This is a genomic window from Streptomyces sp. bgisy027 (genome assembly GCF_057710365.1).
Genome location: NZ_JBYIVZ010000018.1, coordinates 1 through 13,512 on the forward strand (window position 1 = coordinate 1; position 13,512 = coordinate 13,512).

At 68.3% G+C, this 13,512-nt stretch carries 13 protein-coding genes and 1 pseudogene; 2 read left to right on the forward strand and 12 right to left on the reverse strand.

Annotated elements, in window-relative coordinates:
• Positions 1–716: DUF2889 domain-containing protein (locus AC3ETA_RS19765; protein ID WP_432194226.1), on the forward strand; the 716-nt coding region annotated here is incomplete at its 5' end.
• A gap of 74 nt (positions 717–790) precedes the next feature.
• Here the strand turns inward: AC3ETA_RS19765 and AC3ETA_RS19770 are convergent.
• The 9 genes and pseudogenes from AC3ETA_RS19770 to AC3ETA_RS19810 all read right to left on the reverse strand — a co-directional run bounded on the left by AC3ETA_RS19770 (position 791) and on the right by AC3ETA_RS19810 (position 9,923).
• Positions 791–2,245 carry an MFS transporter gene (locus tag AC3ETA_RS19770; RefSeq protein WP_432194227.1) on the reverse strand — a complete coding sequence of 485 codons (1,455 nt, stop codon included), beginning with the start codon at positions 2,243–2,245 and terminating at the stop codon, positions 791–793.
• Positions 2,246–2,290: 45 nt separating this feature from the next.
• The gene (locus AC3ETA_RS19775; RefSeq protein ID WP_432194228.1) at positions 2,291–3,370 is read right to left on the reverse strand and encodes an acyl-CoA dehydrogenase family protein; all 1,080 of its coding nucleotides are present in this window, start codon (positions 3,368–3,370) and stop codon (positions 2,291–2,293) included.
• Positions 3,367–4,539, reverse strand: a complete 1,173-nt coding sequence (locus tag AC3ETA_RS19780) for an acyl-CoA dehydrogenase family protein (protein ID WP_432194229.1) — start codon at positions 4,537–4,539, stop codon at positions 3,367–3,369. Before AC3ETA_RS19780 ends, AC3ETA_RS19775 begins: the two co-directional genes overlap by 4 nt.
• Entirely contained in the window at positions 4,539–5,729 is a 1,191-nt protein-coding gene (locus AC3ETA_RS19785; protein WP_432194230.1) for a thiolase family protein, read from the reverse strand. The genes AC3ETA_RS19780 and AC3ETA_RS19785 overlap by 1 nt, the downstream gene beginning before the upstream one ends.
• A gap of 13 nt (positions 5,730–5,742) precedes the next feature.
• The gene (locus tag AC3ETA_RS19790) at positions 5,743–7,224 is read right to left on the reverse strand and encodes a class I adenylate-forming enzyme family protein (protein ID WP_432194231.1); all 1,482 of its coding nucleotides are present in this window, start codon (positions 7,222–7,224) and stop codon (positions 5,743–5,745) included.
• A 64-nt stretch (positions 7,225–7,288) separates the two neighbouring features.
• Complete coding sequence (locus AC3ETA_RS19795) at positions 7,289–8,071, reverse strand: enoyl-CoA hydratase/isomerase family protein (protein ID WP_432194232.1); 783 nt, start codon at positions 8,069–8,071, stop codon at positions 7,289–7,291.
• Positions 8,072–8,124: 53 nt separating this feature from the next.
• Positions 8,125–8,427 carry an SDR family oxidoreductase gene (locus AC3ETA_RS19800; protein WP_432194233.1) on the reverse strand — a complete coding sequence of 101 codons (303 nt, stop codon included), beginning with the start codon at positions 8,425–8,427 and terminating at the stop codon, positions 8,125–8,127.
• Between the two features lie 34 nt (positions 8,428–8,461).
• Positions 8,462–8,914, reverse strand: a pseudogene (locus AC3ETA_RS19805) (SDR family NAD(P)-dependent oxidoreductase); the annotation flags it as partial.
• Between the two features lie 10 nt (positions 8,915–8,924).
• Positions 8,925–9,923, reverse strand: coding sequence for an LLM class flavin-dependent oxidoreductase (locus AC3ETA_RS19810; RefSeq protein WP_432194234.1), 999 nt, complete (start codon positions 9,921–9,923; stop codon positions 8,925–8,927).
• A gap of 126 nt (positions 9,924–10,049) precedes the next feature.
• Between AC3ETA_RS19810 and AC3ETA_RS19815 the strand changes: the two genes are divergently transcribed.
• The gene (locus AC3ETA_RS19815) at positions 10,050–10,970 is read left to right on the forward strand and encodes a VOC family protein (protein WP_432194235.1); all 921 of its coding nucleotides are present in this window, start codon (positions 10,050–10,052) and stop codon (positions 10,968–10,970) included.
• Between the two features lie 12 nt (positions 10,971–10,982).
• Here AC3ETA_RS19815 and AC3ETA_RS19820 read toward each other — a convergent pair whose 3' ends face one another.
• The 3 genes from AC3ETA_RS19820 to AC3ETA_RS19830 are packed head-to-tail and all read right to left on the reverse strand — an operon-like array spanning position 10,983 to position 13,493.
• Entirely contained in the window at positions 10,983–12,125 is a 1,143-nt protein-coding gene (locus AC3ETA_RS19820) for an acyl-CoA dehydrogenase family protein (RefSeq protein ID WP_432194236.1), read from the reverse strand.
• A 10-nt stretch (positions 12,126–12,135) separates the two neighbouring features.
• On the reverse strand, positions 12,136–12,363 hold the full coding sequence (locus AC3ETA_RS19825; protein ID WP_432194237.1) for a hypothetical protein: 228 nt from the start codon (positions 12,361–12,363) through the stop codon (positions 12,136–12,138).
• The gene (locus AC3ETA_RS19830; protein WP_432194238.1) at positions 12,363–13,493 is read right to left on the reverse strand and encodes an amidohydrolase family protein; all 1,131 of its coding nucleotides are present in this window, start codon (positions 13,491–13,493) and stop codon (positions 12,363–12,365) included. Before AC3ETA_RS19830 ends, AC3ETA_RS19825 begins: the two co-directional genes overlap by 1 nt.
• Positions 13,494–13,512 lie beyond the last annotated feature (19 nt).

Below are 13,512 nucleotides of genomic sequence, written 5' to 3' on the forward strand. Positions count from 1 at the left end.
TACACCAGAGTCGGACCGCCGGGCTGGTCGGCACCCATCTGACACGAGGCTTCCGCAGGCTGGCAGCGGAACTGCTGCCCGATGAGGGCCGGTCCGCCTCGCCCCTGTGGACCCTGCTCGACGACCTGCCTCCCGTGATGCTCGTGCGCAACTACGCCCGACTACGGGGTGGTTACCAGCCTCCATGGGTGGCCGAAGGGGCCGCCCCGAAGGCCGATGTGTGCGCAGGATGGCGCAGCGACGGCACACTCGTCCAGGGATCGCTGCGCGCCGGGCGCCAGTTGGTGACGATCGGCCCGCCCGCCCCTCACTTGGCCGATGTGGACGTCTCGTCGCTACCGCCAGGCGGTGTGCGACGGCATCGCAGGCTTGACGTCGCTCCGGGCCCCGAACTACTGGTCCTCAACGCCTTCTTCCGCGACACGCACACGGAGGCCGACGGCCGTGAGACCGTGATCCACGAGTACGCCGCCCGCGCCCACGTCGACGCGCGAACGCTGAGAGTCCTGGACGCCACGGCCGACCCACACGTCCTGCCCTACGTGGAGTGCCCGACGGCCGCCGCTAGCGCCGGACGCATCGCGGGCCGTCACCTGACCGCACTCCGTGACGAGGTCCGCGCCGAGTTCACCGGCATCGGCACCTGCACCCACCTCAACGATCTGTTGCGCAGCTTCGCCGACGCAATAGGACTCCTGGGTCGTCGTCATCCCTGAATCGCAGATCCACGAAACCGCGGCGGGACATCCGCCCCTACTCCGCAGTCGGATGTCCCGCGAACTCGGCCGCCTCAAGCCCGCTGGGCTGTTTCCCCCTTTGGGATCAGCATCGTCGACAGTCCTCCGATGAGGACCAGACCGGCACAAGTGAACACCGCCGCCTCGAAGGCCCCCTCGGTCGCCGCGCCACCGTGCGCGGTCGCACTCGCGGTCAGGATCGCCGCGAGTACCTGGGTGAGGACCGATCCGCCGATGAGTCGCAGGGTGTAGTTCGCGGACATGGCGACAGCGGTCAAGGACGGCTCAACGCCTCGTATCACGAGGTTGGCCACGGACGCGCTGCACATCCCGAACCCCACCCCACCGAGGAACAGCGCCATCGGTACGACCGCGTGCGTTCCGTGGAACAGGGCGATCGCCAGATACTCCACCAGGAAGAGGCCGAAGCTGGCCGCGAGGAGGGTCCGAGGGTCGGCCACGTTCTTGAGCAAGGTGGTCAACGGCCCCCCGATCAGGATGCCTATGCTGCACGCGAGCAGCAGACGTCCGGCGTCGGTGGCCGTCTCTCCCCAGTTCCAGGAGGTCTTCACAGCACCGAGGACCACGAGCTGGGGAATCAGGAAGTTGGCCCCGAGACTGCCCACGCTGTCGGCAAGCGCGGGAATGTTCAGTGACCACACGGACCGCCGGGACAGCGCCCGCAGGTCCACCATCGGATCCCGCACGGTCAGCTCCGCCTTTGCGAAGGCAGCCGCCGCGACCACGCTCAGCGCCATGCACAGGAGCCCTTTCGTCGAGAACCAGCCCCATTCGGAACCCTTGCTGATGTAAAGCAGCAGCGGCACCAGAGCTGTGGCGAGCAGGAGCGCGCCCAGGAGGTCGATTCTCTTGCGGTCCACCGTGGTCGTCGGCCGCAGGCCGAGGACGGTCACGGAGAGCAGGACGATGGCGGTTCCCGCGACCACGGCCACGGACCATGCCAGCCAGTCCAGTCCGAGGTGGTCGACGATCGGTCCCGAGAACAGGAAGCCGAACCCCGCTCCCACCCCGAAGACCGCACTCAGCAGGCCGACGCCGAGGCCGACCCGTTCCGGCCGCAGCGCGTCCCGGGCCACGCTCAGGGACAATGGAACAGCGGCGACCGTGGCGCCCTGCAGAACACGGCCGGCGATCAGCACGGGGAGATTGGACGCCAGGCCCGCGATGACGGCCCCCACACCGGTAACCCCGAGCACCACGACGAGCAGTCGGCCCCGACCGTACACGTCTGCCATCCGGCCGGCGATCGGCGTCAGCACCGCCGCGAACAGGAGATGTCCGGTGAGCAGCCAGCTCACGTCGGCCAGTGGCTTCCCGTACTCCGCCGCAACGGCGGGCAGGGCGGGCGAGTAGAGCGTCTCGGCCAGCAGGAAGGGCATCGCGGCGAACATAAGGGCCGCGATGACGGCGAACTCACGGAAACCGGAGGCACCTTGGGCCTCAGGGGAACGCTCACTGACATCAACAGGCGGTTCCTGCAAGTCCATGCGTGCGGCTCCTCGTGCGTGGGCGGTGGTGCGTCGGTGGGTGTGTCAATCCGCTTCGGTGATGAGCTCCCAGATGCCCGGTGTGCCCGCGGCCAGCGCCCTCCCACCGATCCCGGTGGCCCATTGCGCTTCATCACCGGCTTCGTCACGCCAGGCCCACAGGCGGGTGGTGGCCAGCCGCAGTGGATGCTCGTCGGTGAATCCGATCGCTCCATGGACCTGGTGAGCGATGCGGGCAACCAGTCCCGCACCTCGCCCTGCCTGGACCTTGGCGGCCGCGACGGCGAACCCGGCCCGCTCGTTCGCGACACCCACGGCTTCGCACAGGGCGACGGCGGCGTCGGCCGCCACACGGATCGCCGCGGCCTCGGCTGCCAGCTCGGCGACCTGCTGCTGCACGGCCTGGAAGCTGCCCAGTGCTCTGCCGAACTGCTCGCGTTCGGCCGTGTACCGCAGGGTGAGGACCAAGGCACGCTCGGCAGCCCCGGCGATCAATACCGTACGCAGGAGAGCTTGGCGCAGACGTAGCTGGTCGGCGGTGCCGGAGGGCACGGCTGCCACGTGATCCGGTTCCGGCCGGGTGTCGACGCTCAGGTCGTCACGCGGCTCTCCGGCCGAGTTGAGGCCCGGTCGGAAGACGAAGTCCTGTGGGTTGAGCAACGCCACGGCCTCTTCACCATCCTCCGACAGGACCGCGACGGCCAACCCGGCCGCTTGCCGGCCCCATGCCACCCGGGACAACCGTCCGCGCAGCTCCCATCGATCGCCGCTACGCCGGGCGGTGAGCGCGCCGGTCCCGTCCGCCGCTGTCAACGGGCCCGCAGGCAGTGGCAGTCCGGCCTCGGCCAGGAGCCAGGCACCGAGCAGCGCCGTCTCACCCAGAGGTGCGCAGACGGCATGCTCGCCGGCCGCGCCGATGACCGCGGCCGCCTCATGGAGAGTTCCACCGCTGCCGCCGGCCTTCTCCGACACGGATACCAGCGTGAGCCCGGATTCCTCCAGCGTCTTCCACAGCTCCGGGTCCCATGCGCCCGCCGGGGGCCGCCCGTCCTCGTGTGCGTCGAAGATCTCGGCGCAGGTCGCGGCCAGCAGTCTCAGTTCGTCTTCGGACACCGTGCTCGTCACTGCATCCCCATCGCCCGCGCGACGACGCCACGCAGAATCTCGTTGGTGCCACCGCGCAGTGTGAAGCCCGGGGCGTGCAGCACGGCGTCGGCGAGCAGCCGGGGCAGGCCGGTGACCGCGGACGGATCGGGTTCGGTACGGGTCAGCAGCCGCGCGGTGTCGGTGATCTCGTTCTCCAGCCGGGTCCCCAGGTCCTTCACCAGCGCGGCGGCGACGTCCGGCACCTCTCCCCGATCGAGGGCAGCCGCGACGGACAGCGACAGCCGACGCAGCGTCCACACTCTGGAGACGAGCCGGCCGAGTTCGCGCTGACCCGTGCCGCCCTCGCCGCCCTCGACGAGCTCGTCGACGAGGGCGGCGAGCAGCGGGAAGGTGGACAGAAAGCGCTCGGAGCCGCTGCGTTCGAAGGCGAGTTCGGAGGTGACCTGGCGCCAGCCCTCGCCGATGGTGCCCAGCACCATGTCGTCCGGGACGAAGACGCCGTCCAACACGACTTCGTTGAAGTGATGCTCACCGGAGATCAGCCGGATCGGTCTGATCGTGACACCGGGGGCGGACAGTTCGACGACGAACTGGGACAGCCCGGCGTGCCGGTTGCGTCCCTCCGGCGGTGAGCTGCGGGCCAGGACGAAGAAGGCGTGGGCGTGATGGGCGCCGCTCGTCCATACCTTTGTCCCGGTGATCTTCCAGCCACCATCGACCGGTTCGGCCCGGGTTCGTACGGCCGCGAGGTCCGAACCGGCGTCCGGCTCGCTCAGACCGATGGCGAAGTAGCACTCGCCACGGGCGATGCCGGGCAGGTACCGCTCACACAGTTCGAGGGTTCCATAACGGAGCAGGGCGGGTGCAGTCTGTCGGTCGGCGACCCAGTGGGCCGCTACGGGAGCGCCCGCGGCGAGCAGTTCCTCGGTGACGACGTAGCGTTCCAGGGCGGTACGGCCGTGGCCGCCGTACTCCTGGGGAATCGTCATGCCGAGCCAGCCACGCGCGCCGAGGCGGCGGCTGAAGTCCTCGTCCCAGCCGGAGAGCCAACTGTCACAACGCGGCTCAAAGGTCCTGGCGGCCAGCTCGCTGGTGACGAACTCCCGTACCTTCCTGCGCAGTTCTGCGGCCCGAGCGCCGAGCCGGGCGGGGGCCGGGACGAGGGCCGGACTGGTGACGGCGGCCATCAGGCTCCTCCCAGCCGTTCGATCACCGTGGCGTTGGCCATGCCGCCGGCCTCGCACATGGTCTGCAGGCCATAGCGCCCGCCGGTGGCTTCCAGCGCGTGCACCATGGTGGTCATCAGCCGAGCCCCCGACGCGCCGAGCGGGTGGCCGAGGGCGATGGCGCCACCCCGCGGGTTGAGCCGCTCGGGATCGGCCTTGGTCTCCGCCAACCAGGCGAGCGGTACCGGGGCGAACGCCTCGTTGACCTCGAAGTGGTCGATGTCCTGCATGGTCAGACCGGCTCGCGCGAGAACCTTCTCGGTGGCGGGGATCGGTCCGGTGAGCATGGTGATCGGATCGTCTGAGACGACAGCGAAGGCGTGAAAGCGGGCAAGCGGACGCAGACCCAGCTGCTCGGCCCGCCGCTCGCTCATGACGAGGAGGGCGCTGGCCCCGTCGGCCAGCGAAGAGGAGTTCCCCGCCGTTACGGACCAGTCGATCTCCGGGAAACGTGCCTCCATGTCCTCGCTGCGGAACGACGGTGCGAGCCGGGAGAGGGCCTCAGCGGATGTGCCGGGCCGGATCGTCTCGTCGGCGACGACCACGGTCCCGTCAGGGGTGGTGATCGGGACGATCTCGGCGTCGTAGGCTCCGGACTCCGCGGCCTGCGCGGCGCGCTGCTGGGACCCGAGCGCGTACGCGTCGACCTGATCCCGCGTCAGCTTCCACCTGGCGGCCACGAGTTCGGCCGATATGCCCTGCGGAACCGGACCGGGCGCGTACCGGGCGCTCGCCGTCGGGCCGAAGGGGTCACCCCCCATCCGGGCGGACCCCATGGGTACCCGGCTCATCGACTCGATGCCGCCGACCACGGCGATGTCGTAGGCGCCGGCCATGACGCCCTGCGCGGCGAAGTGCGCGGCCTGCTGGCTCGAGCCGCACCGGCGGTCGATCGTGACGGCAGGGACGTGTTCGGGCAGACCGGCGGCCAGCCAGGCCCAGCGGCCCGGCGTTCCTGACTGGTCCGCCGCCTGACTGACGCAGCCGACTAGCACGTCATCGACCTCGGCCGGATCGACGTCGTTGCGGGCGATCAAGGCTTTGAAGACCTGGGCCAGCAAATCGACGGCGTGCAGCGACGAGAGCGCGCCGCCGGTCTTGCCGCGGCCGCTCGGTGAGCGCACGGCGTCCACGATCACAGCGGTTTGCATGATGTGCCTTCCGTCAGGCGTGAGAGATCCTCAGGGCCGTGCGTATCGTGTCGGCGAGCTGCCGACGGGCGAGTTTGCCGAGGTCGCTGTACGGCAGGTCGGGGACCAGGACGACGATGTCGGGAGTCTTGGAGCTACGCAGTACGTCTCGTACGTGGTCCCGCAGCTCATCAGGAGTGGGGCGGGCCGCCTCCGCCCTGGGCACGATCGCGGCAGCGATGCGCTCGCCCCACTCCTCGTCGGGCATGCCGGTCACGGCGGCATCGGCGACTGCCGGGTGAGCGCGCAGCACCTCTTCGATCTCGGCGGGGGCGATGTTCTCGCCTCCGCGGATGATCGTGTCGTCCGCGCGCCCCAGGACGAACAGATAACCGTCCGCGTCCAGGTACGCGCGGTCCCGGGTATGGAACCATCCTCCGGGATCCCGGTCTCCCGAGAAACCGAGGTATTCGCCGGAGACCTGGTCTCCGCGCACCCAGAGGGTGCCGGGTTCACCGGGGGGCAGTGGTTCGCCGTTCTCGTCGCGGACCTGGGCCTCGACGCCGGGTACGATCCGCCCCGCCGATCCGAGCCGGGCCGGGTCCCGGTGGTCCTCGGGGCCGAGCAGGGCGATCGTCGAACTGGTCTCGGTGAGTCCGTACGCGTTGACGAAACCGGTGTCGGGAAAGAGCCGTAGCGCACGCTCGATCACGGGGGCGGGCATCGGTGCACCCCCGTACGCGAGCGACGTGAGCGCCGGCACGCCCGCAGGATCGTCGCCGAGGTGCTCGACGATCCGGGCGAGCATGGTCGGCACGACGAGCGCGTGGGTAATGCCCTCGTCACGGGCGACGGACAGCCAGCGGCCGGGGTCGAAGGAGGGCAGGTGGACCACCCGACGGCCCGCGTAGAGGTTGCTGACCGTATTGGAGACTCCCGCCACGTGGTAGGGCGGCACGCTGACGAGCGCGGCCTCGGCCTCGTGCGCCCCCGCAAACTCCACGGTGGACAGGACGTACGAGGACACATGACTGTGCCTGAGGACAGCCGCCTTGGGGGCCGCCGTGGTGCCGCTGGTGTAGAGCAGCAGCGCGATGGGGTCGTTCTCGGTCACAGGCGCCGTCTCGGGCGCCTCCTCGGCCGTACGGTCCATCCAATCCTCGGGCGTCAATCGAGCCGACAGGTCATTCAGCCGAGCGGCGCTCTCGTCGTCGGCGATGATCAGCGCCGGCTCGTGCGCGGCGACCAGTTCGCGCAGGCGGTCCGTACCGAGCCGGTAGTTGAGTGGGACCACCGGCACGCCTGCGGCGGCTCCGGAGAAGAGAGCCACGGCGAAGACCGCCCCGTTCCCAGCGAGGTACACCACGGACCGGGCTCCGGATCGCCTGATCAGTGCGGCGCCGGACAGCGCGCGCGTATGCAGATCCGCAGCTGTGACGCCGTCACGCGGACTTCCCAGCACGACACGGTCACCGAAGCCCGAGGCCGCCATCTCCAACAGCAGGAGCAGGTTCATGTGAACAGAATAATCAGTTTCTGTTATTTACGTCTAGCGCTACTTGGCGCTGGACGCTCGTCACTCAGCGGCCCTCGAAGATCGGATCGCGCTTCTCCCGGAACGCTGTGTACGCCTCCCGAGAATCGCGCGTGGACTGAACGATGGCCTGGTGAGAGGAGATCAGGTCCAGAGCGGAGCGCAGATCCGACCCCTGCCCCTGGCGGACCGCCCGCTTGATGAGCCGGATGGCCACCGGCGGGCCGGCCGCCAGCCTGCGGGCGAAGGCATAAACCTCACTCAGGAGATCCGCATCCGCATGTACGTGACTGACGATGCCGATCCGCAGCGCTTCTTCGGCATCCACGAAGTCACCGGTCCACAGCAGTTCCAGCGCCTTGGCCGTACCCACGAGCCGTGGAAGGTAGTAGCATCCGCCGTCTCCGGGTACGAGTCCAACGCGTACATAACCCTCAGAAAATCGCGCCGACCGCGCGGCGAACCGGATGTCGCACATGAGTGCCATATCCATCCCGGCTCCGACCGCCACCCCGTTCACGGCCGCCAGGACCGGCTTGTCCAAGTCCTCCAGAACCAGCGCGACCCGGTGCACCCGATCTGTGAGCACCTCCTTGTCTGCCAGCACAGACGTCCGAGCACCGTTGAAGTCATCCAGATCCACACCGGCGCAGAAGGCGTCGCCTGCCCCGGTCAGTACCACGACCCGTACGTCGGTGTCCGAACGGGCTTCGGCAAGCGCCCCTGCCCAGGCATCCACCATGTCCAAAGTGAACGCGTTCTTTCGCTTGGGTCGGTTCAGCCGGATCGTCGCGATGCCGTCAGTCACCTGGTATTCCAAATCGGCCATGGCACAACTCCTAGTGAAATTCGCGGACAGCAGACAGCGGCCAGCATCTGCCGTCAGCGGCCTCGGGGACGACTCTGGTAACGCGGCAGATGCTGGCCCCCGTCGACGTGGATGGTCTCTCCTGTCACCCAGCGCGAGTCCTCCGTGGCGAGGAACACCGCGACGGGCGCGACATCCGTCTCCGGGTCACCGACCCGGCCGAGCGGATTGATGGAGGCGGCCGTCTCCGCGAAACCCGGATCCGCCGCGACGAGGTCCTCGAAGACGCTGCCGGCGGCGGTGGGCGCGATCAGGTTGACCAGGATCCCGTAGCGGCCCCACTCGGCCGCAGCTGTCCTGGTTCCTGGTAAGGCCACGCACGGCATCTTTGGTCGCGTTGTAGTCGGCATGCAGCCAGGCGCCCGCTTCGGCATCGATCGAGTAGAGATTGATGACACGCCCGCCGCCCTGGTCCCGCATCACAGGGAAAGCCGCCTGCATGGCCCACCATGTGCCCCACAGGCCAGTGCGCAGCACGCCGTCGAGCATGTCGTCAGTCTTCTGCTCCAACAGGACGTTCGGGGACAGGGCTATCGCGTTGTTGACCAACACGTCCAGGCGGCCGAACCGCTCGATCGTCCAACGGATCGCGGAGAGGACGTCCGCCTTGCGCCCGACATCGGCGCGAACAAGGGCCGCCGCGCCGAAAGCCTGTATCTCCTGAAGCGTCCGGGCGCCCGCCTCCTCGTCGACCTCGACGATCACGACGGCCGCGCCCTCGCGCGCGTATGCCCGAGCGATCCCTCGCCCGATCCCCTTGCCACCGCCCGTGATCAGGGCCGCCTTGCCGTCAAGTCTTCCCACCGGACGCTACTCAGTCCCGCAGAGCCGCGCTGACACGGGCGAGCATGCCCTCGGGATCGACGTTGCCGGGCATCGGGGCGAGGAGGCAGGAAACGCCCAGCTTGGCCAGCTCATCGGTGTAGGCACGCACCTCCTGCGGGTTCCCCGTCACTCCCCGCAGGCCCACGAGGAAGTCAGTGAGCCCCAGCTCCTCCACCATGCGCGCCTGAGCACTGCCGACCACCACGTGCTTGGTGGGGTCGTACCGTCGCTCCAGCTCCATCACCGCGCCCAGAAGCTCGGGCGGAATGATCGCCCGCATATGCGGGGCCTTCAGGCCCATGCCGCCGACCGACGCGAGGAAGGCACTGATGTCGTGGTCGGCTTCGGCGCGGCTTTCACGTACGGACGCGAAGCCCATGCCCCAGAAGTCGATCGCGTCCGGATCCCGCCCCGCGTCACGCGCCGCTGCCCGGACCACGTCGATCTTCTGGGCCACGAGATCGAGCGACAGTCCGACGCCGATGACGACTCCGTCGGCGAGCTCACCGGCCAGCCGTAGCGTACGGGGGCCGTCCGCCGCGAGATAGAGCGGCAGGGCGCGGGCACGCCTCAACGGCGCCGTCGTGAAGCCATCGACCTCCGCTCGACCCCCGTTCAGCAGTTCACGGAGGGCACCCATGTAATCGCCCACCTCTGCAACCTTTGCCTTCGATCGCCCCAAGGAGGCCAGAGCGCTGCCGCCCACTCCCATCGTCAACAGGAACCGCCCGCCCGTGAGTTCATGAAGCGCAGAGGCGGCACCTGCGGTGACAGCGGGATGCCGCAGGAAGGGCGTGGTGACCATGGTGGCGAGCGTGGCGGTCCTGGTCTCCTGCGCCGCCACCGTCAGCGACACATACATGTCATGCCAGGCCGCAGGCGAGTCCCCGACGCCGATGACCTCGTAACCCAAATCCTCCGCCAGGCGTACTTGGCGACGAAAATCCGCGATGTCGTCGCCCCACAGCACGACCGTCCCGAGCCGCATACCGGTTCCTCCCAGGTGTCCCGTCTCCCGCGTCGACTTGACGCAGGCCGCGAGCGGGACGCACTATACTGAAACTGTATCATCCGTTCAATCGGTGGATCCGACTGTGAGAGGAAGAGAAGCGCGATGGACATCTTGGGTATCGGCTATGTCGGGGTGGAGTCACCCAACTACCGTGACTGGCGCACTTTCGGCCCTGAGGTCCTCGGGTTCGGACTCGCGGCCCCTCCGGAGGGGGATGAGACCGTGTACCTGAGGATGGACGACCGCCGCTACCGCATCGCGGTCCATCCGGGAGAATCGGAGCAGGTGGCCTACATCGGCTGGGAGATTCCCAACCGGCCCGCGTACGACGCGGCGGTCGCCAAGCTCCGCAAGGCCGGTGTCGAGGTCACCGTCGGTGACGCGGAACTGGCCGAGCGGCGTGGGGTGACGGAGCTCGTCCGGTTCAACGACCCGGTCGGCTACCAGCACGAGCTGTTCTACGGCCAGAAGTTCGACCAGCGCTCCTTCGTCCCTGGCCGACGGCACGCCGGTTTCGTCGCCGACGAGCTGGGAGTCGGGCACATGGTGCTGATCGTCCCCGAGTACCCGCCGGAGCTCGACGACTTCCTGGCGAACGTCATGGGCTTCCGCTGGTTCGGCCACGGCGCGAACGGCCATCGAGGACAGATCGGCTTCTGGGCCACCAACCTCACCACGCTCAGCCACAACATCGCCTACGGCATGATCCCCGGCCACCGGGGTCTGCACCACATCGGCATCGGCGTCAACGACCTGGACGACGTCGGCATCGCCCACGACCTGGTCCAGGAGCGCGGCACCGGCATGGTGTACTCACTGGGCAAGCACACCCAGGACCCGGTGATCTCCTTCTACCCGATCACCCCGAGCGGCTTTGCCTTCGAGTACCTCAACGGCGGCATGACCAGCCCTGACTGGGGGCTGATCAGCGAGCGCAACCCGGAGACGCTGAGCGTCTGGGGTCACAAGCCGGTCTCGCCCGGCCTGCCCAAGAGCGTCACGCAGGTCGCCAAGACCGACTGACCCAGTCATGCCTCACAGCCCGAGCGACCGCGAGATGATCACTTTCATGACCTCGCTGGACCCGGCCAGAATCCGGGAGACCCTCGCATCCGCGTACGCCCGGGCGATCGGGTACTCCCACATGTAGCCGTAACCGCCGTGCAGCTGCAGACAACGGTCCACCACACGCCCCTGCATCTCGGTGCAGAAGAGCTTCACCACGGCCGCGTCTTCCGGGCTCAACTCATCCTTCTCATGGGCGAGCAGCGCGCTGTCCACCAGCGCCTGGCCGGCCGCTATGTCGGTCGCGCAGGCCGCCAGCTCGAAGCGGGTGTTCTGGAACGAGCCGACAGCAACCCCGGAAACCCTGCGGCCCCCGACGTATTCCACGGTGTGCCCGAGTGCGGCACCGGCCGCGGCCTGCGAGGCGACCGCGATGGACAGTCGCTCCTGAGCGAGGTTGGCGATGAGGTACTCGAAGCCCCGGTTCTCCTCGCCCAGCAGATGGTCCACCGGCACACGCACATCGGCGAAGGACAGTTCCGCCAGCTCCTGTGCTTTCAGGCCCACCTTCTTGAAGTTCCGGCCACTCTCGAACCCCGGCATCCCTCGCTCCACCACCAGCAGGCTGATACCGCGGCGTCCGGCCTCCGGGTCGGTCTTCACGGCGACGATCACCAGGTCGGCACTGATCGCGTTGGAGATGAAGGTCTTGGTTCCGTTGACGACATAGTGATCGCCGTCCCGGACCGCCGTGGTGGCGATCGCCTTCAGGTCCGATCCGGCACCCGGCTCGGACATGGCGATCGCGGCGACCGCCTCGCCCGATACCAACCGCGGCAGCCACCGTGCACGCTGCTCGGACGTGCAGTACCGCAGGTAGTAGGGCATGCAGATGTCCGTATGCACCCGGAGCCCCCCGAGCCCTACCCCCGCCGCCTGCGCCTCCTCCGTGATCACGGCGTTGAACAGGTAACTGTCCGCCCCTCCGCCACCGTAGTCCTCGGGAACCTGCACGCCCAGCAGCCCGAGCTCGCCGGCCCGGGTCCAGAAACTCCGGGGCGGCCCGCCCGCCTCCTCCCAGGCCTCGTACTCAGGAGCCACCTCGGATTCGAAGAAGGCCCTGACGACTTTGCGGAACTCCTCGTGGTCGTCGCCGTACACCGTGCGCAGCACCGGTTCCTCCTCACACCCGGCCGAGGCCGAGCCGTTCCGCCGCCTCCATCAGATGGTCGAGGCGGCCACGTACGGCCTCCAGCTCGATGGAGCCTGCTCCGCCGTGCTGGAGTGTCTCCAGTTCCTGCCTCAGGTCGCGGATGCGCTCGGCGACACGGGCCTGCGCCTCACGGATCGTCAGCAGATCCGCTTCTTCCGAAAGCTGATCATGCTCGACCGGCTGCTGATCGGTCGTCATCAGCCATCCAGCTTGAAGAGCTTGCGGGCGTTGAGCTCCACCATGGCGTGAACCTCCTCGTCCGGGACGTCCGTCACGGCATCGTGCAGGACCTTGCGGCTGTTGGGCCACATGGAGTCGGAGTGCGGGAAGTCGCACTCCCACATGATGCGGTCGAGGCCGATGTCGTGGCGCAGACCGATGCCGGTGTGATCCGTGATGAAGCAGCCCCAGATGTGCTTGCTGAACAAGTCCGAGGGACGGACCTCCTGGTTGATGTCCTGCCAGAACCGCTGCCGCTCCCAGGTGGTGTCCGCCCGCTCCAGCACGTACGGGATCCAGCCGATGCCGCCCTCAGCGAGGGAGATCTTCAGGTTCGGGTGTCGGTGGAAGACCGGCGAGAAGCACAGGTCGACCAGAGCCTTCATGGAGTTCAGGCCCATCAGCGCGATGAACGTTGCCTCCGGTGCGTCCGGCGCGGTGAAGGGACGGGTACCTGAAGTGCCGAAGTGCATGCTCAGCGGCACGTCCACCTCCTCGACCGCGCTGAACAGCGGATCCCAGTGGTCGGTATGGAAGGACGGCAGGTCGAGCGGGGACGGGCTCTCGATGAAGGAGACGGCCTTGGCACCCTTGGCCACCGTGCGCCGCAGTTCGGCGATGCTGGCCTGGACGTCCCACATCGGAAGGATCACCACGGACAGCAGCCGGTTCGGGTCGGTGGCCGACCACTCGTCCAGCACGAAGTCGTTGTACGCCCGGACGCACCGCAGCGCGAGATCCTTGTCATCGGCCCGGAGGAAGACGGTGCCGGCGAATCCCGGGAACGAGGGGAACGCCATGCCGGCGTATACGCCGTCGACGTCCATGTCCTTCAGGCGTTCGACCGGGTTGTAGCACCCCGGCAGCATGTCGTCGTAGCGGACCGGGTCCCAGCCCCATTCGCTCGGGTCCTTGCCGACGACAGCGTTGAGGCCGATGTTCGGGTAGATCCGGCCCTCGTAGGTCCATACCTGACGGCCGTCGCCGTTCTCGATGATGCGCGGGCCCGTCTCCCGGTCCTTCGCCGAAAGGCGGTCGAACCAGACCTTCGGATGCTCGATGAGGTGGTCGTCAACAGAGATGAGCTTCATGTGGTCGCGAAGCGGCATCGAGATCTCCCAGATCGAA

Excerpts from the sequence above, each read along its gene's own strand:
- AC3ETA_RS19795 (WP_432194232.1), bottom strand. The coding sequence starts at position 8,071 with ATGGCCGATTTGGAATACCAGGTGACTGACGGCATCGCGACGATCCGG.
- AC3ETA_RS19815 (WP_432194235.1), top strand. The coding sequence starts at position 10,050 with ATGGACATCTTGGGTATCGGCTATGTCGGGGTGGAGTCACCCAACTAC.
- AC3ETA_RS19825 (WP_432194237.1), bottom strand. The coding sequence starts at position 12,363 with ATGACGACCGATCAGCAGCCGGTCGAGCATGATCAGCTTTCGGAAGAA.
- AC3ETA_RS19770 (WP_432194227.1), bottom strand. The coding sequence starts at position 2,245 with ATGGACTTGCAGGAACCGCCTGTTGATGTCAGTGAGCGTTCCCCTGAG.
- AC3ETA_RS19785 (WP_432194230.1), bottom strand. The coding sequence starts at position 5,729 with ATGCAAACCGCTGTGATCGTGGACGCCGTGCGCTCACCGAGCGGCCGC.
- AC3ETA_RS19790 (WP_432194231.1), bottom strand. The coding sequence starts at position 7,224 with ATGAACCTGCTCCTGCTGTTGGAGATGGCGGCCTCGGGCTTCGGTGAC.
- AC3ETA_RS19810 (WP_432194234.1), bottom strand. The coding sequence starts at position 9,923 with ATGCGGCTCGGGACGGTCGTGCTGTGGGGCGACGACATCGCGGATTTT.
- AC3ETA_RS19830 (WP_432194238.1), bottom strand. The coding sequence starts at position 13,493 with ATGCCGCTTCGCGACCACATGAAGCTCATCTCTGTTGACGACCACCTC.
- AC3ETA_RS19780 (WP_432194229.1), bottom strand. The coding sequence starts at position 4,539 with ATGGCCGCCGTCACCAGTCCGGCCCTCGTCCCGGCCCCCGCCCGGCTC.